The sequence below is a fragment of the Herbinix hemicellulosilytica genome (assembly GCF_002904165.1).
Classification (GTDB): domain Bacteria; phylum Bacillota; class Clostridia; order Lachnospirales; family Lachnospiraceae; genus Mobilitalea; species Mobilitalea hemicellulosilytica.
Genome location: NZ_CVTD020000008.1, coordinates 203,901 through 225,133, shown reverse-complemented (window position 1 = coordinate 225,133; position 21,233 = coordinate 203,901). Strand labels below are relative to the sequence as shown.

The following is a 21,233-nucleotide window of genomic DNA, read 5'->3' as shown; positions in this document are numbered from 1 at the left end:
ATTTAAAAACCTGAGGTATTGAATCCGTATAAAAAAAGTTATATACTAGCATATGTATAATAAGTCCGGGACGGTGAAAATATGTCAAACGGAAGAAATACTAAGCAAAAGCAACTAATATTGTCTATACTGAAAGAAGCAGACCGCCCTCTTTCAATAAATGAAATATACAGCAAAACAGTCTGCGAAATTCCAAAAATCGCCAAATCAACTATTTACCGAAATATTGATGCAATGCTAAATCAAAACATGATTGAAAAATACTATTTAAATGATAATGAAATATTTTACAGTTTCAAAAAGGACAAAAATAACCATACTCATTTCATCATATGCGAAGACTGTAAAAAAGTTTATAATCTACCGGATTGCCCCTTAAAAGAACTGGAAAACAGCATAGAAGCCGAAGGATTTATAATAAAAGACCATCAGCTACAAATCACAGGAATTTGCAAAAACTGTGCATCAAATTATAAATAATACGGATACCATGTTAAGCCTTAACCAAACATGGTATCCGTTTAATTATTCATTTACATTAATGATGTTATTTTTTCTTTATAATTTTACTAACCAGTATATATTTTCATTGTCACTGATTTAGCTGTAATTACGGTGTAGTTCCGTTGCCTGTTGTTCCGTTGTTACCGGTCGTACCGTTAGTGCCTGTTGTTCCGTTATTTCCGGTTGTTCCGGTATTGCCTGTCGTTCCGTTATTTCCGTTTGTGCCGGTATTACCTGTCGTTCCGTTGTTTCCTGTCGTACCGGTATTGCCGGTTGTTCCACCGGTTGATCCGCCTGTTGTACCACCGGTTGTACCGTTATCAATACCGTCGATTAAGTCACCTTCGGTTGCATCGTTAACACCGTTGGTTTTGTCATCGGTTTCGTTGGTTGTTCCGTTATTCTTATCATTTGTATTCGGAGTCTTATCTCCTTCATTACCCGTACATGCTGTGAAAGCAAAGATAATGACACAGCATAATACCATAAATATGCTTAATTTTCTTTTCATGGGTATACTCCTCCTAAATAATAAAATAATTCATTTTACTAGCTTAGTATCCCACGGATATCAATTATTTATGCAGTTATGCTTTAGTCATTATCTTTAACAGTTGGAATCCTTTAACTTAAGACTGAAATTCAGTCATATCTTTTCTGTATCTTAAGGGTAAATTATTCCTCTGAAGTTTCAGATTAATCCTTTCCTTTATTGCTATATTTTCAAAAAATATTTTCCATAAATCCTTATAATTGTCATAATTTTTCAATTTATAAACCATATCCGGATTGGCTTCGGGAATATCCGAAATTATCCACGGCCTTCCGGGTAAATGAAGAGCACAGATATTACGCCCTCCGTCAAAAATAATAAATTTTTCCTGCGGAAGCCTGTCCGCAAAATGAGGAGCTAGTAGCGAAATTATATTGTTTTTTGGATGGATAACAGAAAACAATATATTGTTTTCCAGTTGTGAAAATCTTAAAAAACCCAGAAAATGATGAACCTCATTGCCTACATTACGGTTAATTTTAAGCATTTGATTTACCACATCATTGCTTATATGGTTTACAATATCCCTGCCGCTGCGAAATCCCAAAATCAAAAATCTGTAGATTAAATCCCCCTTTTGCCTGTAATCCGATAAGGCTACCCTGCAAACTATTTCAAAAGCTTCTTCGGAAATCTTCTGTTTTATAGACCGGGATACCTTAAGGGCCTTTTCCATATCTGTATTAACCGTAATATATTCCGAAAACAGTTGCATATTCGAATAATCGTTTTTTTCGCATAACTCTTCAATCATCACATTATCATGGCCGTATCCCGAACTCCAGGCTTCATAAATGGCTGTGAAAATACCGTCCATGCTGTTTTTACACTGAAAGATTTTTTTCGTATTCATAGCATACCTCGTGAATATAATTTTATGCTTGGGATAATATTTTTATTTGATCATGCATATCAGGCTGAAAATTTACATCATCAAACAGAGAAAGCTGTCTGTAAGTAATATCCTTATCTATACCAAACGGCATTCGTTCATTTGAGGCAAGTAACTGTCTTGTAATAAAATCTTCGTCAATTTTAATAGGGTACATCATCCTGCCGTTACAGGTAATAAAATAAATAGCCCGCTTTAATACTATTCCCATTTTTTTCAAGTCATTAAAATCCAATACAGCATGTTTTCTGGCTGCAATTATCCTTCTGGCTGAATTTACACCTATTCCCGGAACTCTAAGTAGGGTCTGATAATCTGCTTTATTAACCTCCACAGGAAACAGTTCCAGATGCCTTAATGCCCAGTCGCACTTTGGATCAAGAAGCAGATTAAAATTGGGCTTGTTATTATCCAAAAGCTCATCGGTTTTAAATCCGTAAAAGCGAAGCAGCCAATCTGCCTGATATAACCGGTGCTCCCGAAGCAAAGGAGGCCCGTCTAGGGTGGAAGGAAGGCTCTCATCCTGATTGACATTAACAAAGGCCGAATAAAATACCCTCTTTAGCCCGAAATTCTTATATAAAGCCTCGGATACTGTCATTATCTGATAATCGCTTTCTTCGGTAGCGCCGATAATAAGCTGCGTACTTTGCCCGGCAGGAGCGAATCTTTTTTTAGCAGGTAGAGTTCTTCCAAAGGGAACTATTATATTTGCGGCAACCGGTCCGTCCGTTTCGTCAATATTAATTCTGCTGTCCGTAAGCAATCTATTTCTTGCCGCATCATCAATACCCAGATACTCATTATGTCTGTCCCGTCTAAGCTGAATTTGCCTCATAGGCTTAAGTATGTTTTTCCTGTTCTTGTGCGGTGCCAGTTTTTTCAGGCTTTCAGCCGTAGGCAATTCCAAATTGCAGCTAAGCCTGTCCGCATACCATCCGATAGCTTCGACCAAAACGGGGTCCGTTCCGGGAATTATCTTGCAATGGATATATCCGTTAAAATTATATTCATCCCTTAACATCCTGAGGGTTTCATATATCTGTTCCATGGTATGATTGGGACTAATTTTTATACCTGAGCTTAAAAATAACCCTTCTATATAGTTTCTCCTGTAAAACTCCATGGTAAGTTCACAGACTTCCCTGGGAGTAAAAGATGCCCGGACTATGTCATTGGAAGAGCGGTTTATACAATATTTGCAGTCAAAGATACATTCATTGGTAAAAAGAATCTTAAGAAGGGATATGCATCTTCCGTCAGCAGAAAAGGTATGGCAGATTCCGCAGGCCAGGCTGTTGCCGATGCCGGTATTGTTTCCTTTCCGGTCAACTCCGCTGGAAGTGCAGGCGACATCGTATCTGGCAGCCATAGATAAAATCTCTAATTTCCTTTGGATAGACATACCTTCCTGTATAACCATAATAACCCTCCGTCATTTCCAAACATTTGTTCTGATTCATTATAGCAAATCACACAATATTAGTCAATATATTTTCGAACAAGCGTTCAGAAACAGGGAATTGTAATTATAATTTTTACCACATTTCTTGATAATAATTACATAATAAAAGCCCTTAGCATATGAGCCAAGGGCTATATATTAAAGCATAATTCGTAATATATATTCTTTACTTTCTCGGCATGAGATGGATTGCCATGCCCTCGATATCTTCCGCAGCTTCAGTTATGGCTTCTTCATAAGTCGGATGGGGCCGTATTAAAGATGCCAAATCTTTGTAGGTCAGCTTTTTGGATATGGCTAAAGCCAGTTCCCCAACCATATCGGTGGCTCTGTCACAAAGAAGCTGGGCTCCCAAAATTCTTCCCGAATCTGCATCACATACCAGTTTGATAAACCCTCTTTCACCCATGGAAAGCAGGGTTTTACCGTTTCCTAGCATGGGATATTTTCCTATTTTAACATTGTATCCCAAAGCCGCTGCTTCAGCTTCATCAAGGCCCACTGTAGCCACTTCGGGGTTTGTATAGACGCATGAAGGAATTACATCCAAATCTATGGAAGGTTTATAACCGCAGATTATTTCCACCGCAGCTACTGCCTGGGCGGAAGCAGCATGGGCCAGTTGCTTACCCCTAATCACATCCCCTATGGCATATACTCCTGGGATGCTTGTCTCAAAATTATTATTAACCTTTATATAAGCTCCGTCCATCTTAGGTTTAACCACTTCAAACAAGCCTTCCGTATTCGGCTTTCTCCCTGCTGCCATCAAAATAGTCTGAGCTTCCGTAGTTTTCGTATTTTCCTTTTCTATATACTCACACACAAGTCCGTATGAGCCGTTTTCCGAAATTTTAACCACTTTGGCTCCGGTATGGATTTTAATATTTCTTTTCTTTAATCCCAGGGCTATGCTTTGGGATATTTCCTTATCCATTCCCGGAAGGATTCTGTCCATCAGTTCTATGATTTCCACTTCACAACCCAGTTCACTATAAATTGTAGCTATTTCCACACCTATAACCCCGCCGCCTATAATGAGCAGCTTCTTTTCGGGTTTCACCTGTCCGGACAGCAGTTCGTCACTGGTCACCACATTTTTAAGGTCAGCCCCTTCAATAGCAGGCTTTACAGGTACCGAACCGGTGGCAATTAAGATATTTTCTGCCTGCAAGTCCGTTTCATCATCCGTCCCCTTAACCTTTACCGTAGTTTTATCAATAATTCTTGCGGTTCCTCGGTATACATTCACCCCGTTAGCCTTAAGAAGCCCTTCAATTCCTTTACGAAGGCCTGCTACTACTTCATCCTTCCTTGCCATAAGCTTTTCATAATCAATGCTTAGTCCCTCAAAAGCAATTCCAGCATTCTTCATCTTTTCGGCTTCATAAAGAAAATGGGTGCTGTGCATTAAAGTCTTTGTAGGAATGCATCCGCGGTTAAGACAGGTACCCCCTATTTCTCTTTTTTCGATAAGGGCAGTTTTCTTCCCAAGCTTAGCGGCCTTTATGGCAGCCACGTAACCTCCCGGACCAGCCCCAATTACGATTAAGTCATACCTTTCACCCATTAAATATATCCTCCTGATATGCCATTCATAATTTTTATTAGGCTAAATATGTCAATAATTATATAACTACTTTTTACATCTGCTAGTTTATCTATCTTTTTATAAACTACATATTTAATTAAATCTTTTCAAAATCCAGTTAATTCTTATGAATTTAAGTATAGATTTTATTATATCTGTTTTTTATAAATTGACCCGCTAATTATTATATCTGTTTATGCCTTAAACTTCTTCCCTGATAAGAAGAATTATATCTTCTAGCATCTGTTTTTTGCTATCATCCACATTAAGGCTTCTTAATGCTTTTTCCATATCTTCCGAGGTAAACTTGCACTCAATTAAGACTTTGGGAATCTCTTCGAAAAGCTCCGTATCAAGAGAATCTGAATAAGCCCCGCAGTCTTTTATAATACCGCCGTTGACAGTCATCTGAAGCAATATATCTCCCCATGCAAATCTTTTTTGCAGGACATCGCTAAATTCTATTTTTCTTCCGAAATTCCATTCCCAGGATGCGAATTTCTCAGTTCTCTTTTTAAGCTCCTCCTGCGGCAGGTTATCTATATCCATTCTTTCCGGTTCTAATCCGTATACCTCACCGAAAGCTTTTATGAGCTCTTCCTTAAGTCTTTCGATAGTAAGTTCCGGATTATAATCTTTAAGATTAGTTACCCTGGATCTTACCGAATCCACTCCTTTTGACTGAAGCTTTGTTTTGGATACGTTTAAATACTTAGATAAGGAGGGCATATCCACATCCACCAAAATAGTTCCGTGATGATAGCATTTATTTCCCGTTGTATAAAAGGCATTGCCGGAAAATTTTTTGCCGTCTACGGTTATGTCGTTTCTCCCTGACTTTTCTGCTGGTATTCCTAAATTATTTACAGCCTTGATTATCACATTTAACTGCCTGTCAACGTCATAATTATTTTTTGTCAAAAGGAATGTAAAATTAAGATTACCTAAGTCATGGTACACAGCCCCGCCTCCGGATAAGCGCCGCACCATTTTCCCTCCGGCTTCGCTTAATTCCTTAAACCTGCATTCATTCCAAGGATTTTGGTTTCTTCCTATAACAACGGTTTTTTCGTTCTGCCACAGATAAAGGATGCATTCATCCTCGGATACATTATGTAAAAGATATTCTTCCAGGGCAATATTTTTATAAGGATCGGTTTCATAAGTAATACAGTATTTTAGCTTTCTAATAACTATCCCCTCTTTCTTATTTAATTGTAAAATTATTATTCTATATAAATACTAATTGCAATCAAAAGCACAAACCGACTTGATAAAAAAGCCGCTCCAAGCGCAATTATAACTTGAAGCAGCTTATCACTATTTTAAGAAAATGTATGCCGTACAAGCGGATTTCTTGCTGCAGCAACTTCGTCCGGACGGCCTATAGGTGTTTTTATCGGACTGTTGTGAAGCTCATCCGGATTTTGATGCGCTCTGGTGTATATTTCCCTGAATATTTCTATAACTTCATCCAATGTTTCTCTGGTTTCCGTTTCCGTAGGCTCAACCATAAGAGCTTCCTGAACAATCAGCGGGAAATACATAGTCGGCGGATGGATACCGTAGTCAAGAAGCGTTTTTGCAAAGTCAAGGGCTGAAACTGACGTATCTTTCTTTAAATCTGCCAATGATATAACAAATTCGTGCATACAGCGGCCTTTGCCAAATGGTATGCTAAAAATATCTTTAAGCTTATGCATCATATAATTGGCATTTAATACGGCATTTTCCGACGCTTCTTTTAACCCTTCAGCACCCAAGGTCATCATATAGGTTAAAGCCCGTACGACAACAAGAAAGTTTCCGTAAAATTCTTTTACTCTGCCTATGCTTTTTTCATCCTTTTTATCAAAGACTAAAAGGCCGTCTTTTTCAAATATTTTTGGTGACGGAAGATATTTTGCCAGAAATTCTTTGCATCCTACCGGGCCGCTTCCGGGTCCTCCTCCGCCGTGAGGGGTGGAAAATGTCTTGTGAAGATTTAAGTGAACTACGTCAAATCCCATATCTCCCGGCCTTGTTATACCCATTATGGCATTAAGATTAGCACCGTCATAATAGCAGAGCCCTCCGGCTTCATGAATAATATTTGTGATTTCAAGTATATGCTCTTCAAATATACCTACTGTATTGGGATTTGTAAGCATGAAGCCTGCCGTATCATCACCGACAACGGTTTTTAAAACCTCTATATCCACCATTCCTTCGGGTGTAGAAGGCACGTTTACAACCGTAAATCCGGCCATGGCCGCACTGGCGGGATTGGTTCCGTGGGCCGAATCGGGAACTATTATTTTAGTTCTTCCCGTATCATTCCTGTCTTTATGATAAGCCCATATAAGTTTTAATCCGGTAAATTCTCCGTGGGCTCCTGCTGCCGGCTGAAAATCAATGCGATCCATTCCGGTTATTTCGCAAAGGTATTTTTCCGCAAGTTTATAAACTTCCAGGCAGCCCTGTACGGTATCTAGCGGCTGTAAAGGATGAATTTCCGTAAATTCAGGAAGTTTAGCCATTTCGTCATTTATCTTCGGATTATATTTCATGGTGCAGGATCCTAAAGGATAAAACCCGTTATTTACACCGTATGTTCTCTTTGCCAATTCGGTATAGTGCCTGCTTATTTCGGTTTCGGAAACCTGGGGCAGGTTAAGTTCTTTTTTACGCTCGTATTCTTCTTTTAAGGAAACAAGGGGTACATCACATTCCGGAAGCAAATTAAGGCCTCGGTTTATATTTCCTTTTTCAAATATAAGCTTCATCTTATGCCACCTCCTTAAGGATTTCAATCAGCATATCAATTTCTTCTTTTGTGTTAACCTCGGTGGCACACCATAAAATCTGATTGCTGCTTAGAGGATAACCGCCCAATATTCCGTGGTCCTCAAGAACTTTTAATATTTTATCCGCATCGGTATTAACCGTAGTTACAAATTCGTTAAAGAATTCTCCCCGGTATACCAGATTATATCCGTCAATTTCACACAGGCGTTTTGCCAGATAGTGAGCCTTCGACATGGATAAGACAGCAGCTTTCTTAAGGCCTTCTTTTCCCATTGCAGCCAGATATACGGCCGCAGTCATGGCACAGAGAGCCTGATTGGAGCAAATGTTGCTGGAAGCTTTCTCCCTCCTGATATGCTGTTCCCTTGCCTGCAAAGTAAGGACGTAAGCTCTTCTTCCCTGAGAATCCTTGGTTTCGCCCACAATTCTCCCAGGAAGCCTTCTCATCAGTTTATTGGTAGTGGCCATAAATCCAAGATATGGTCCGCCAAAGGACAAGCTAATTCCCAGGGGCTGTCCTTCTCCCACCGCAATATCGGCCCCATATTCGGCAGGGGTCTTTAATATTCCCAATGATATAGGGTTACAGCTCATAATATATTTTATATCAGTGCCTGAAAGAAGCTTTCCGACAGCATCCCCGTCCTCCAGAAGTCCGTAAAAGTTGGGCTGCTGTATCAGGACGCAGGCTGTATCATCACTTAACTTTTCCTTTAAAACTTCCAAATCTGTAAGTCCATCTTTTGCAGGAACTAGCTCAAGCTCCATATCGGTTCCGTCAAGATATGTTGCTATCGTTTCAATAACCATGGGATTAACCGTTGCCGATACCAGTGCCTTTTTTCTGTTTCTTTCTTTGCTCATTATAACAGCCTCTGCGGCTGCGGTTGCACCGTCATATACCGAGGCATTGGAAACATCCATACCGGTCAGTTCACATATCATAGTCTGATATTCGAATATAGACTGCAAGATCCCCTGACTTATTTCCGCCTGATAAGGAGTATATGCTGTTATAAATTCTTCTTTCGAAGTTACCTGTTTTACAATAGCCGGTATATAATGCCGATAAGCCCCGCAACCTCTGAATACAGTCTGAAAAACCTTGTTTTTTCCGGCTATGTTTTTAATCTTTCGGGCCACTTCCATCTCAGACATTCCACCCGGGATGTCCAAAGGAGCTTTGATTCTAACCTCTTTAGGAATAACGTCAAATAACTCATCCATGTTATTAAGGCCTATTGCCTTAAGCATAGCTTGTTGTTCTTCTTTTGTGTTCGGAACATAGGTACCCATCTGTTTCCCTCCAAATAAAGGCATTATTTATATTGGCTATGCACAAGCGACTAAAGTTTGTGGTAATAATATGGTCAGAAACATAAATTTGCCTTCGTGCAGTTATTTGCCAAATATACTTTAAACTTTATATTACTCTTCAATTAAGTTGTTGTATTCATCTTCCGTCAGGAGTTTAACTTTATCGCTGATATTTTCAACTTCTATAAACCATGCATCCAAAGCATCGGAATTGATAAGTTCAGGCTGGTCAAGGAGTGCTTCATTGATGGCTTTTACGGTACCTGTTACCGGGCTGTAAACATTTGATACAGCTTTTACAGACTCTACCTCCGCAAAAGGTTCGCCGGCTTCAACACTGTCTCCTTCTTCGGGAAGATTGACAAAAACCAGATCTCCCAGTTCGCTTTGTGCATAGTCTGAAATGCCAATCCTGGCTGTTGTTTCATCCAAAAACTGAATCCATTCGTGGGTCTTGGTATAGAAATATTCTTTACTCATAATATGTCCTCCTTAATTACACGCTTTATATTTATTACATAGTATATTTTTTGATTGCATATGTTCCTTTATTTATTTCAGGTTTTATTAATTAATATTTACTTTTTAATTTTATATTGCCAATATTTATATTTCTTTTATATATGGCTTTATGCGGTAATTTACTGTCTTTTATAAAACGGGAGCGGTACAACTTCTGCCGATATTTTTTTCCCTCTTACTTCTACCGACAACTCGGTCCCTATCCCTGCATAAGCCTTGTCAACAATAGCCATAGCTATAGGATAACCGAAGAAGGGTGAATGGGTCCCTGATGTGGTTCTTCCTATTAATATATCACCGTAGTATACCGGGCAATTCTCCCTGGCGATACCTCGACCCGTTATTTTTAATCCTATTCTGGTATTCTTAGGTTCTCCTCTTTCTATAATACCCCTCTTTCCTATAAAATCTTCCTTATTCATCTTAACCGCAAATCCCAGGCCTGTTTCCAAAGGAGATGTGCTGTCATCCATTTCATGACCGTACAGGGGCATGGCTGCTTCAAGCCTTAAGGTATCCCTTGCACCTAGCCCGCAGGGGATTAAACCTTCTTCTTTTCCTGCATTAAGGAGCATTTCCCAAAGTTCTGGAGCATTTTCATTTTTTAAGCAAAGCTCATAACCTTCCTCACCGGTATATCCGGTTTTGGAAACAAGGCAGTTAATTCCTGCAATATTTACATTTTCCCGGAATGTATAATATTTCGAAGGCAAGTTTTCTTCATTTACAAGTTTAGTCAGTATAGCCTTAGACAATGGCCCCTGAAGGGCAATCATTGCCGTTTCGTCCGAAATGTCAGTAAGTTTTACGTTACCGAAAAGATGCTTATTTATCCAGATAATGTCCTTATGACGGTTTGCGGCGTTGATAACCAGCATAAATTTATTCTGATTTATCCGATAAACCAGCAAATCATCAACCACGCCTCCCTCTTCGTTACACATGGGGCTGTATCTTACCTGTCCGTCTGCCATATTGGCACAGTCATTGGTTACCAATTTCTGAACATTTCCTAATGCGTCGTTTCCTTCAAGAATAACTTCCCCCATATGGGATACGTCAAACAGGCCCGCTGCCTTTCTTACCGCCATATGCTCTGCAATAACTCCCGTTTTATATTGAACAGGCAGTAAATACCCGGCAAAAGGAACTATTTTCCCTTCCGCCCGCACATGGCAATCATAAAGAGGGGTTTTTAAATCCATTAATATTCACCGTTCCCTTCCAAATTTGCTGCTATTTTCATGTATTGACAAAATCATTATATTATTAGCATATATCAAAGTCAATAAGACTAATCTTCCTGCAATCATCTATAAATTTAAGCTATGTAACGTATCATTTAAGCCTTCATATAATACAGTATAGATAAAATGGGAGGCATAATATGAGCGAACTGCTTAAAATAGATCATTTAAGTTACACCTACCACAGCCTTGAAGGGGAAACGCAGGCACTGTTTGATGTTTCTTTCAGTGTATATGACGGCGAATTTTTATGTGTTGTCGGCCCCAGCGGATGCGGAAAATCCACTTTGCTCTCTCTTATCGCCGGCTTGCTTACGCCAAGCAGCGGTTCAATATATATAAACGGCAAAGACATTAAGTCTTCCGGCAAAAACATCGGGTATATGCTTCAAAAGGATCACCTTCTTGATTGGCGCAATACCCTTAAAAATGTTACCCTTGGTTTAGAAATTCAAAATAAGCTTACCGAAAACAGCTATATTCAAATCAATGATATGTTAAATACTTACGGTCTAATAACTTTTAAAAATTCATATCCTTCCGAATTATCCGGTGGAATGCGCCAACGGGCAGCCCTGATTCGCACCCTTTTGCTGGAGCCGGATATTTTACTTTTAGATGAACCTTTTTCGGCTCTCGATTACCAGACAAGACTTGAGGTAGCCGATGATATCTGGGGTATTATCCGTAAGGAAAAAAAGACAGCGATTATGATAACTCATGATATATCGGAAGCTATAAGCATGTCGGACCGGGTTGTTGTATTGTCAAAAAGGCCAGGAACAGTGAAAAATATTTTTGAAATCAAGCTTTCAGTGCCTGACCGGACCCCGTTTACCGCAAGAAGCGCTCCGGAATTCAAAGATTACTTCAATTTAATATGGAAGGAGCTAACTTGCGATGAACAGAAAAACTAAAAAAGTAGAAAGCGAAAGCATAACCGTTTCCGCAGCCCAGAAAGAATTTTTAAGGAAACATTTAATTAAAAAGCGCAGGATCCGTTTTTTTCAGATTATATTGCTGATAGGCTTTATTGCTTTCTGGGAAGTTGGCACTTATATCGGTATAGTAGATCCGTTTATCTTTTCCAGCCCCTCAAGGATAATAAAAACCATATTCGAAATGGCTGTCGACGGGGTTTTATTCTATCATATAGGCATAACTTTGCTTGAAACCATTATCAGTTTTGCCCTGGTCAATATTATCGGACTTGCCGTAGCAATCATCCTATGGTGGAACGATAGCATATCAAAAGTTTTGGAGCCTTATTTGATTGTTTTAAACAGCCTTCCCAAATCAGCCTTAGCTCCCGTATTTATCGTATGGTTGGGAAATAATATGAAGACCATCATAATCGCCGCCATATCGGTAGCTCTTTTCGGATCGATAATAACCATGTATACCGACTTTAAAACAGTCGAAGAAGATAAAATAAAACTTATCTATACTCTCGGCGGGAATAAAAAAGATGTGCTTATAAAGGTTGTACTTCCGGCCAATATTCCTTCCATGATAAGCCTTATGAAAGTTAACATAGGTTTATCACTGGTAGGAGTAATAATAGGGGAATTTTTAGCTGCAAAAGCCGGATTAGGTTACTTAATCATCTACGGAAGCCAGGTTTTTAAACTGAACTGGGTTATCATGAGCATCGTAATTTTATGTATCATTGCTACGGGTTTGTATAAGTTACTGACCTATTTTGAAAAGAAATATTCACGATAATTTTATAGTTAATAAAAGAAATGTACTTATTATTTTATGAATCGGATCGGCTATAAAGAAGGGTTACTGTATTATATGCTGCCTACTGCAGATCATTTTATAATACGGTAACCCTTAATTATTTATAATTTTTTCATTATAGAAAACTTTTAAGCTCCTATATAAATATCCCATAGTCTTATGTCATTTAAATATATATTATCATTCAGCCAAAGCAAGCAATAAAGATAAGTTTTTACTTATTACCGTAATTTAATATAATTTTTTTACTCGTTATTTACGCAAATAAAATATTTATAAACAAAATATAAATACCTTATAAAAATTTATTGCCTATCTTAGTTTTATTTAGTACAATGAAGTTGTAAAGTTTTGAAACCGTAAAAAGGATATTAGGAGGGTAAGAATGAAAGAGTTTGTAATTACCGCCGACTCTAACTGCGACCTGCCTATAGACTACATAAAAGAAAAAAATATCGGTATTATTCCCCATTATTATGCTTTGGGTGATATTACTTACGGTGATGAACTTAATCTTACACCAAAAGAATTCTACAATAAAATGAGAGAAGGCCATATGCCTACTACCATGGCCAGTAATCCGGAAGTAATCAGAAAAACATTTTTAAGTTATATAAATCAAGGTCTTGATATCTTACATATAAGCTTTTCATCGGCTTTAAGCGGAGGCTGCAGCAATGTTATGGCCGGTGCCAGAGAAATATGCGAGGAATATCCCGAAGCAAAAATTATAGTGATAGATACTTTGAATGCCTCTCTTGGGGAAGGTATGTTTGTAATGAAAGCCGTACAGATGAAGGAAGAAGGCAAAACCATAGATGAAATAGCTTCATGGCTGGAAGAACATAAGATGGACTTCTGCGTAAGGTTTACCGTAGACGACCTTTTCCACCTGCAGCGTGGCGGCAGAATATCAAAAACCACCGCTATTATCGGTTCTGTGATGAGTATAAAACCTATTCTTAGAATTAATGAAGAAGGTCAATTGGTTCCCTATACAACGGCAAGGGGCAGAAAAAAATCTCTTAATACCATTTTAAATGATATGCTTGAAAGCATGGGCAAATATAAAGACGACCAAGATATAATATGCATAGCCCACGGAGACGCCCCGGAAGATGCCGAATATCTGGCAAACCTGATTAAAGAAAAGCTGCCTCATAAGCAGATCGTAATAAATACCATCAGTCCCAGCATAGGCTCCCATTCCGGCCCCGGAGCAATAGGGCTGTGCTTTATGGGGGAAAAGAGATAATATATCTTTACAAATAAAGCATTTGTTTACCCTTTAAGAAATTGCTATTCAATAATTAAAATAATTAAAGCCTCGCAAACCATTGATTTGCAAGGCTTTTTCTTTAAGCTCCCCATGGGACTCGAACCCACGACCTACGCATTACGAGTGCGTTGCTCTACCGACTGAGCTAGGGAAGCATAATAATTAATTACAAAAACAAGTTATACACTTATTCTCAACTCAACACAACAATTCTAATATAAACTTATTAAATTTTCAAGTATAAATTATATATCTTTGCTTTTTCAATATCTGATATATAAGCTTTAATTTCATACAATTTACCGTAGCTGCTTTTTCTTTCCTACATGATTTTCTTGTCCGATTCAAATATATTCCTTATGTAACATTGTCGATTAATGATGTATAATAATTATAAACAAATCAAAAGGAGTCACTTATGGATAATAAATTATATAACGTAGCAATTTATATTGATTACGAAAATGTGTATAAAACACTATTGTATCAGTACAAAAACCTGCTGCGGCTGGGTTTTTTTGAAAAGCTTAGCAAATGGTGCAAAAGCAAAAATTTAAGAATTGTAAAGATAACAGCATATTGCAACTTTGATAACAAGGATCTGATGGAGTCCCGCCATCAGACCAAATTGCAGGAATATGGCGTAAGCACAATCCATACTTCAAACAGAGGCAAAAACTATGCAGACCTGCAGATTACAATTGATGCGTTAAATGATATGTATATCAATAATAACATAGACGAATTCATTATAATGTCCAATGATAAGGATATGTCCCCTCTGTTAAACACTATTAAGCTCAATAAAAGAAAGGTTACTCTTCTTACTGTCGGTGACAATTTCGACTTTGCCTTATGCAATGTACCGGACGAACATATTACCTTAAATGATATTCTAAGTATTGAAATGGATGAAAATGACCTTTACATAAAACGGGCAGAAGAAGAAATCCAGGAAAATATCGAAAGTTATGCAAGATCCAATTTAGACAATACCATACATCATGGAGCCCAATTTAAGCATATTGAAATAAGATATTATGTTACAAACCAGGATACTTTCCGTTCAATAATGGAATATGAAATATATAATATTCTAAAAATTTTATATGAAAAGAATATTATATTTATTTACCGTTATAACTATCGTGACAGTGAATTTTACGCCATGATGCCTACTATATATAAAGACGAAGCCTTAATGCATAATATCCTGACGCCGGATGATATAGTTGAGGAATATGATTTTGAAACTTTAATAAAGAAAAGCTACGAAGAATTCTGGTAAAATACATATTTATAACAAAATGAAACCATTATCAAAATAATCTTATACCTTACAATTTTAATGTATTTAAAAATCTCATAAAAATAAAATTAATCAAAAAGGGCTTTTGCAAAATTATAAAATAAATTTAGCTGATGAAGCAATTTCTAACAAAAAAAGGAAACCTCATCAAGGTTTCCTTTTTTTAATCGAGGCGACGGGACTCGAACCCACGGCCTCTGCGTCCCGAACGCAGCGCTCTACCAAACTGAGCCACGCCTCGAAATTATTGCGGTTTCCCAATCAAACCGCAATACATATTATCTAACAAAACTCTTAAAATGTCAACTAAGATTTTAAAAATTATATAATTTAATATTTTGGAAAACCTTTAAGTTTAATGTAACATGAATACCGTTGATTACATGATGTGCACTTCTCTAATGCATATAATCTCAATTTTAATATAATATGAAAATAAACTTTAAAATGGATAAACCAAACGGAAGAAACACATAAAACCAAAGCAAAAAAGAATCCTCCTTAAGCAGGCTTTAATTTTACTTAACTGTTTAAGGAGGATTTTATCAATTATCTTGTAGGAATAATAAGTCTTAAATCATCAGTCTAATCTCTTTTTTGCCCATAATAAGCATTGGGGCCGTGTTTTCTTAAGAAATGCTTGTCTTGTATATACTGGGGTGCCGGCTGCATATTGGCATTCAGTATTTCTGTCATCAGATTCATCTTCGCTACTTCTTCTAAAACTACGCTGTTATATACCGCATTGGCTGCATCCTTTCCCCAGGTAAAGGGGCCGTGATTTTTTACAAGAACCCCGGGAACATGCAGAGGGTTAATATTACGGAAAGTCTCTATAATTACCAAACCGGTATTTTTCTCGTAAGCGGCTTCAACCTCTTCTTTAGTAAGGCTTCTGGTGCAGGGGATTTCTCCGTAGAAGTAATCCGCATGGGTAGTTCCGTAGCAAGGCAAAGACCTTCCCGCCTGCGCCCAGGCTGTTGCTGCGGGAGAATGAGTATGGACAACCCCTCCGATCTCCGGAAAAGCCAAATATAGCTCCAGATGAGTCGGAGTATCTGAGGAAGGATTATATTTTCCTTCCACCTTGTTTCCATTTAAATCTATGACTACCATGTCTTCAGGTTTAAGTTCCTCATACGGTACTCCGCTTGGTTTTATTACAAAAAGTCCTTCATTTCTGTCAATTCCGCTTACATTACCCCATGTATAAGTAACCAAGCCACGTTTCGGAAGTTCCATATTGGCTTCGTATACTTCTTTTTTAAGCCTTTCTAACATAGCTTACCTCTTTTCTGTAATTTAATTTTACTGTTGTATAATACTATTTAAATATTTTTATATCTAAATTTTATTTTAGTACATCTACTGCTGCTCTTTCAATAGCAAGTCCGCCGGTATAATATTCCATGAATTTATTAAACCCTTCCACATCTTTTGGATCAGGTTTAACGGTTTTTCCTTTCATATCGGCAAAAACTTTTTGTCTTAAATAAGTGTCCAATGACTCATTTTCGTTTTTGCGTAGCATATAATCGGCAAGTATTGCCATACCCCAAGCTCCGCCTTCACCGGCTGTTTCCATTACCGTAACCGGAGTATCTATGGCAGCGGCAAGTATTCTTTGGCCAACCCCTTCGGTTTTAAATAATCCACCGTGACCTAGTACCTCGTCTATAGCCACCTTTTCTTCCTTAAAGAGGATATCCATGCCGGTCTTAAGCGCTCCCAAGGCAGTGTAAAGATGCACTCTCATAAAGTTTGCCAAGTTAAATCTGGCATCAGGTTTTCTTACAAACAACGGTCTACCCTCTTCAAAATGGGTAATATGCTCACCGGAAATATATCCGTATGAAAGCAGACCGCCGCAGTCAGCGTCCCCTTCAAGGGCTTTGTTATACAGTACGGAAAATAACTTTGAAGGATCGGCTTCGACACCGAAAGCCTTTGCAAATTCACCGAATAAATTTACCCAGGCATTTAAGTCCGAGGTACAGTTGTTGCAGTGTACCATGGCTACCAGATCACCGGCCGGTGTGGTAACAAGGTCTATTTCCTTATGCACTTTCTTTAGTTCGTTTTCCAGTACTGCCATGGCAAAAACGCTGGTTCCTGCGGATACATTACAAGTCCTTTGGGCTACACTGTTGGTTGCAACCATTCCGGTTCCGGCATCTCCTTCGGGAGGACAGAACGGTATACCGGGCTTAAGGTTACCCTCCGGATCAAGAAGCCTTGCTCCTTCCTCCGTAAGCCTTCCGGCAAGTTCGCCCGCTACCAGTACCTTTGGCAGAATATCCCGTATCTTCCAGGGAAATCCTTCCGGTGCAATCAGTTCGTCAAACTGTTTTATCATCCGTTCGTTATAGTCTTTGGTTTTTATATCCACAGGAAACATACCGGAAGCATCACCGATACCGGTAACTTTCTCCCCTGTCAGTTTCCAATGTACATATCCGTCCAAAGTTATAAGATAATCTATTTCGGAAACATGTTCTTCTTTGTTTAAAATAGCCTGGTATAAATGGGCAATACTCCATCTTTGAGGGATATTGTATTGAAACAGTTCTGTCAGTTTATCGGAAGCAGGTCCGGTAATTGTATTCCTCCATGTGCGGAAAGGAACCAAAAGTTCTCCGTCCTTATTGAAAGCCATATAGCCGTGCATCATGGCACTGATGCCGATAGCCCCTATGGTAGTGAGAGTTACGCCGTATTGTTCCTTCACATCCTTTGCCAAATCACGATAACTGCCTTGTATACCCTGCCATATATCATCCAGAGTATAGGTCCATATGTTATCGACATACCTATTCTCCCAGTCATATTTACCGATTGCTATCGATGTATAACTTTCATCCATTAAAACGGCTTTTATTCTGGTTGAACCCAGTTCTATTCCCAATGAGGTCTTTCCGTTTAAAATTGCTTCCTTTCTTATATTTAAAATATTACTATCCATCGGATCCCTCCGTTCTTCTTAATATGAAAAATCATCAACTATTCTAATTCATTCTTATACCTTAATAATTTCATCTTGTTATATGCTTTTTAATATAAGCATTTGAGCATTGTAATTCAGCCTTTATATTTCGGTATTTGCATTCCGTTATAGCATACGGCTTTATTTATTATAACATTTTTTATAAACCTGATGCCGATCTATAAACTATAGACCGGCATTATAGTCAGATTTCTCAGGGTCTGTTTAGCGATATACTACGGAATTCCACAACAGCTCATTTTTAAGATTTCTGATGGAGGTGTTTTTGTCAATAACTACTGCCTCAATACCCATAGCTGCTGCCCAGTCAGCCATCTGGTCTGCAGTCAGGTCATAAGTAAATGACGTATGATGGGCACCGCCTGCCAGGATCCATGCTTCAGCCCCTGTTTCAAGATTAGGCATAGGAGTCCAGAAAGCTGTGGCTACCGGAAGTTTGGGCATAGGCTTTTCTGTCTTTTTACACTCGACTTCATTGATAATCAGACGGAAGCGATTACCAAGATCAATCATGGAAACGGCTATACCGGGTCCGGTCTTTGATGTAAACACCAGTCTTGCAGGATCTTCCCTGTTACCCATAAGCAGCGGGCTTACCTTAATTCCAATACGCCCGTCGGCTATGGAAGGACAAATCTCAAGCATATGAGCCTGAAGAATACCTTCTTTGCCGGGAACCAGGTTGTAGGTATAGTCTTCCATGAATGACGTACCTTTGGCATCCTTCATGTCCATTGTCATAACTTTCATAAGCCTTACCAAAGCAGCGGTCTTCCAGTCTCCTTCTGCACCGAAACCGTATCCTTTTTCCATAAGCCTTTGTATAGCCAGTCCAGGAAGCTGCTTAAGGCCGCCCAAATCTCCGAAATGGGTTACAATGGCATGATAATTCTTTTCTTTTAAGAATTTTTCAAACCCCAGCTCAATACCTGCCTGAACTGCTACATGCCTGCGAAATTCCTTTTCGTCCCTTCCTTCAAGGAGAATGTCATATTTGCTGTAGTACTCCTCTACAAGGGCTTCAATATCAGCGGCAGGAACATCTTCTACATATTCGACAATTTCGTTAATGGGATAAGTATCAATCTCCCAGCCGAATTTAATCTGGGCTTCTACCTTGTCCCCTTCGGTGACGGCAACATTTCTCATATTATCTGCAACACGCAAAACTCTTATGTGGCTGCTTTCCACAACTCCTACAGCCGTTCTCATCCAGCCTGCAATTCGTTTTAGTACATTTTCATTGCTCCAATGGCCGACAACAATCTTACGTTCTATACCCATACGGGTTACAATATGCCCGTACTCCCTGTCACCGTGGGCCGATTGATTTTCATTCATAAAATCCATATCTATGGTGTCATATGGAAGTTCCTCATTAAACTGTGTATGCAAATGAAGAAGGGGCTTTCTGTATTCCTGTAAACCCAAAATCCATGATTTAGCCGGAGAAAAAGTATGCATCCATGTAATAACACCCGCACAATTTTCATCGGCATTGGCCTCATTAAAGAGTCTGCGGATGGATACGCTGTCAATCAAAGTGGGTTTCCATTCCAGTTTAAACGGCAGTAGACCGGATTCGTTCATTTTCTCTACCATTATTTTTGAGTGCTGTGCTACCCGTGCCAGACATTCTTCGCCATATAAATCCTGTGAACCTGTTGCAAACCAAAATACATAGTTTTTCATACTATACCTCCTTTTTAATCCTTCCCTTTTAAATTTTATCTAATACAATCATATAAAAATATTGAATAATTATCAGTTTCTTAATACCGCTCTTTAATAAAAAAAGTTACCTAATCCGATCATTAATATATTGAATAAGATTTATAATTGCGTTATACTTAATTTGCTTAACATAACATTAGATAGTATATATTTAATTTCGGCAGGATTAAATATCACGAATAATAATCGTAATAAATGCCTTTTAAATTAAGGAGAATTGCCATGACACTGCAGCAACTGTGCGAAGAAATATCCTGCAACGATCCGAATAAGGTTTCAGAGGCAAGCCCTATTGGCTCCCGTATTGTGTGTCCGGAATATTCCCTTCATGTCAAAGACATTAAAACTTATCCCCTGTCTCAGGATGAAAAAGTTTTTGCCTTGTGTTGGGTTATCCGAAATAATAACCGTCTTTACGGTACTATCAGACCTGCAAATGTTTCCTTTTCCTACAGCTGCAAATTTAAGGAAGGAACAAGAACCCAAATGCATACCCATGAATACCTGGAACTGGCATACATAGTTTCAGGCTCATTCCGGCAGCGGATCATGGATAAAGATATAATTTTCAAACAGGGGGAGTTATGTCTTGTTGACAAGAACTGCCTTCATCAGGATTATCTTGACAGCGAGCCTGCCTGTATACTCTTTATCGGAATTGCCAATGAAATGTTTGAATATATCATATCAGACCAGGTTGCAGACAAACGTATAATTTCATTCCTTCAGACTGCTTTGCTTAAGCAAAAGAATCTATGGCAATACCTGCATTTCAAACCTATAAACAAATCTAGCCTAAAGATGGAAGAATATTTGTTTAAATTGCTGCAGGAATTAATAAACTATGACAAAGCTTCAGGTTACATTTGCCATGGGCTTCTGATGCGTATTTTCCGTTTGCTGAGCACTGACTATGATATTTCCTTATCCAGCGAAATGCAAAAAAAGATGAATTGGCTTTTATTTGAAGAAATAACTTCCTTTATAAAGCAAAATATAAGGGACATTTCAATAAAGCAACTGACTGACCGATTTCATTTTAACGAGGACTATTTTAACCGGTTAATAAAATCCAAAACCGGCATGACTTATATAGAATACGTTCAAAACCTTCGCCTTAAAGAAGCGGAAAAACTCCTGCTTAATACCCAGTATAACATAGACGATATAGCTGCCAAAGTCGGTTATCAAAACAAAGGCTATTTTTATAAGATATTTGTAAAAAAGCATAATATGACTCCCGCACAGTTTCGCAGGGAAATCATTAATTTAAGTTAATAAAA

Annotated in this window: 18 protein-coding genes and 2 tRNA genes; 6 read left to right on the top strand and 14 right to left on the bottom strand. The window is 38.4% G+C overall.

The window, feature by feature from the left end; all coding sequences use genetic code 11:
* The first annotated feature begins 81 nt into the window (after window positions 1-81).
* On the top strand, window positions 82-480 hold the full coding sequence (locus HHT355_RS02040) for a Fur family transcriptional regulator (protein WP_103201787.1): 399 nt from the start codon (window positions 82-84) through the stop codon (window positions 478-480).
* Window positions 481-610: 130 nt separating this feature from the next.
* Here the strand turns inward: HHT355_RS02040 and HHT355_RS13565 are convergent, their stop codons facing one another.
* The 9 genes from HHT355_RS13565 to gcvT form a co-directional block, all read right to left on the bottom strand.
* Complete coding sequence (locus tag HHT355_RS13565) at window positions 611-1,015, bottom strand: hypothetical protein (protein ID WP_199179140.1); 405 nt, start codon at window positions 1,013-1,015, stop codon at window positions 611-613.
* Between the two features lie 118 nt (window positions 1,016-1,133).
* Window positions 1,134-1,910: a TIGR03915 family putative DNA repair protein gene (locus HHT355_RS02030; protein ID WP_103201786.1), complete on the bottom strand. Its 777-nt coding sequence runs from the start codon at window positions 1,908-1,910 to the stop codon at window positions 1,134-1,136.
* 22 nt (window positions 1,911-1,932) lie between these two features.
* Window positions 1,933-3,372 (bottom strand): putative DNA modification/repair radical SAM protein, encoded by a 1,440-nt coding sequence (locus tag HHT355_RS02025; RefSeq protein WP_103201785.1) that lies wholly within the window; start codon window positions 3,370-3,372, stop codon window positions 1,933-1,935.
* 208 nt (window positions 3,373-3,580) lie between these two features.
* Entirely contained in the window at window positions 3,581-4,984 is a 1,404-nt protein-coding gene (gene lpdA / locus HHT355_RS02020; protein WP_103201784.1) for a dihydrolipoyl dehydrogenase, read from the bottom strand.
* 222 nt (window positions 4,985-5,206) lie between these two features.
* On the bottom strand, window positions 5,207-6,202 hold the full coding sequence (locus HHT355_RS02015; RefSeq protein WP_103201783.1) for a lipoate--protein ligase: 996 nt from the start codon (window positions 6,200-6,202) through the stop codon (window positions 5,207-5,209).
* 128 nt (window positions 6,203-6,330) lie between these two features.
* Window positions 6,331-7,770, bottom strand: coding sequence for an aminomethyl-transferring glycine dehydrogenase subunit GcvPB (gcvPB, locus tag HHT355_RS02010; protein ID WP_103201782.1), 1,440 nt, complete (start codon window positions 7,768-7,770; stop codon window positions 6,331-6,333).
* Between the two features lies 1 nt (window position 7,771).
* Window positions 7,772-9,088, bottom strand: a complete 1,317-nt coding sequence (gcvPA, locus tag HHT355_RS02005) for an aminomethyl-transferring glycine dehydrogenase subunit GcvPA (protein ID WP_103201781.1) — start codon at window positions 9,086-9,088, stop codon at window positions 7,772-7,774.
* Between the two features lie 132 nt (window positions 9,089-9,220).
* Window positions 9,221-9,589: a glycine cleavage system protein GcvH gene (gcvH, locus tag HHT355_RS02000; RefSeq protein WP_103201780.1), complete on the bottom strand. Its 369-nt coding sequence runs from the start codon at window positions 9,587-9,589 to the stop codon at window positions 9,221-9,223.
* 161 nt (window positions 9,590-9,750) lie between these two features.
* Complete coding sequence (gene gcvT / locus HHT355_RS01995; protein ID WP_103201779.1) at window positions 9,751-10,836, bottom strand: glycine cleavage system aminomethyltransferase GcvT; 1,086 nt, start codon at window positions 10,834-10,836, stop codon at window positions 9,751-9,753.
* A 182-nt stretch (window positions 10,837-11,018) separates the two neighbouring features.
* Between gcvT and HHT355_RS01990 the strand changes: the two genes are divergently transcribed.
* The 3 genes from HHT355_RS01990 (at window position 11,019) to HHT355_RS01980 (ending at window position 13,879) form a co-directional block, all read left to right on the top strand.
* Window positions 11,019-11,795 (top strand): ABC transporter ATP-binding protein, encoded by a 777-nt coding sequence (locus HHT355_RS01990; protein WP_103201778.1) that lies wholly within the window; start codon window positions 11,019-11,021, stop codon window positions 11,793-11,795.
* Window positions 11,779-12,603, top strand: coding sequence for an ABC transporter permease (locus HHT355_RS01985; RefSeq protein ID WP_103201777.1), 825 nt, complete (start codon window positions 11,779-11,781; stop codon window positions 12,601-12,603). The genes HHT355_RS01990 and HHT355_RS01985 overlap by 17 nt, the downstream gene beginning before the upstream one ends.
* 406 nt (window positions 12,604-13,009) lie before the next feature.
* Window positions 13,010-13,879: a DegV family protein gene (locus HHT355_RS01980; protein WP_103201776.1), complete on the top strand. Its 870-nt coding sequence runs from the start codon at window positions 13,010-13,012 to the stop codon at window positions 13,877-13,879.
* Window positions 13,880-13,985: 106 nt separating this feature from the next.
* Here HHT355_RS01980 and HHT355_RS01975 read toward each other — a convergent pair.
* A tRNA-Thr gene (locus HHT355_RS01975) sits at window positions 13,986-14,058 on the bottom strand.
* Between the two features lie 263 nt (window positions 14,059-14,321).
* Between HHT355_RS01975 and HHT355_RS01970 the strand changes: the two genes are divergently transcribed.
* Window positions 14,322-15,191: an NYN domain-containing protein gene (locus HHT355_RS01970; protein WP_103201775.1), complete on the top strand. Its 870-nt coding sequence runs from the start codon at window positions 14,322-14,324 to the stop codon at window positions 15,189-15,191.
* Between the two features lie 188 nt (window positions 15,192-15,379).
* Here the strand turns inward: HHT355_RS01970 and HHT355_RS01965 are convergent.
* The 4 genes from HHT355_RS01965 to araA form a co-directional block, all read right to left on the bottom strand.
* Window positions 15,380-15,453 (bottom strand) — tRNA-Pro (locus tag HHT355_RS01965).
* Between the two features lie 344 nt (window positions 15,454-15,797).
* On the bottom strand, window positions 15,798-16,493 hold the full coding sequence (locus tag HHT355_RS01960; protein WP_103201774.1) for an L-ribulose-5-phosphate 4-epimerase: 696 nt from the start codon (window positions 16,491-16,493) through the stop codon (window positions 15,798-15,800).
* A gap of 70 nt (window positions 16,494-16,563) precedes the next feature.
* The gene (locus HHT355_RS01955) at window positions 16,564-18,174 is read right to left on the bottom strand and encodes a xylulokinase (protein ID WP_103201773.1); all 1,611 of its coding nucleotides are present in this window, start codon (window positions 18,172-18,174) and stop codon (window positions 16,564-16,566) included.
* Window positions 18,175-18,420: 246 nt separating this feature from the next.
* Entirely contained in the window at window positions 18,421-19,908 is a 1,488-nt protein-coding gene (araA, locus tag HHT355_RS01950) for an L-arabinose isomerase (protein WP_103201772.1), read from the bottom strand.
* A 264-nt stretch (window positions 19,909-20,172) separates the two neighbouring features.
* Between araA and HHT355_RS01945 the strand changes: the two genes are divergently transcribed.
* A complete protein-coding gene (locus HHT355_RS01945) occupies window positions 20,173-21,228 on the top strand; it encodes an AraC family transcriptional regulator (RefSeq protein WP_103201771.1) in 1,056 nt (351 codons plus the stop codon).
* Window positions 21,229-21,233: the final 5 nt, after the last annotated feature.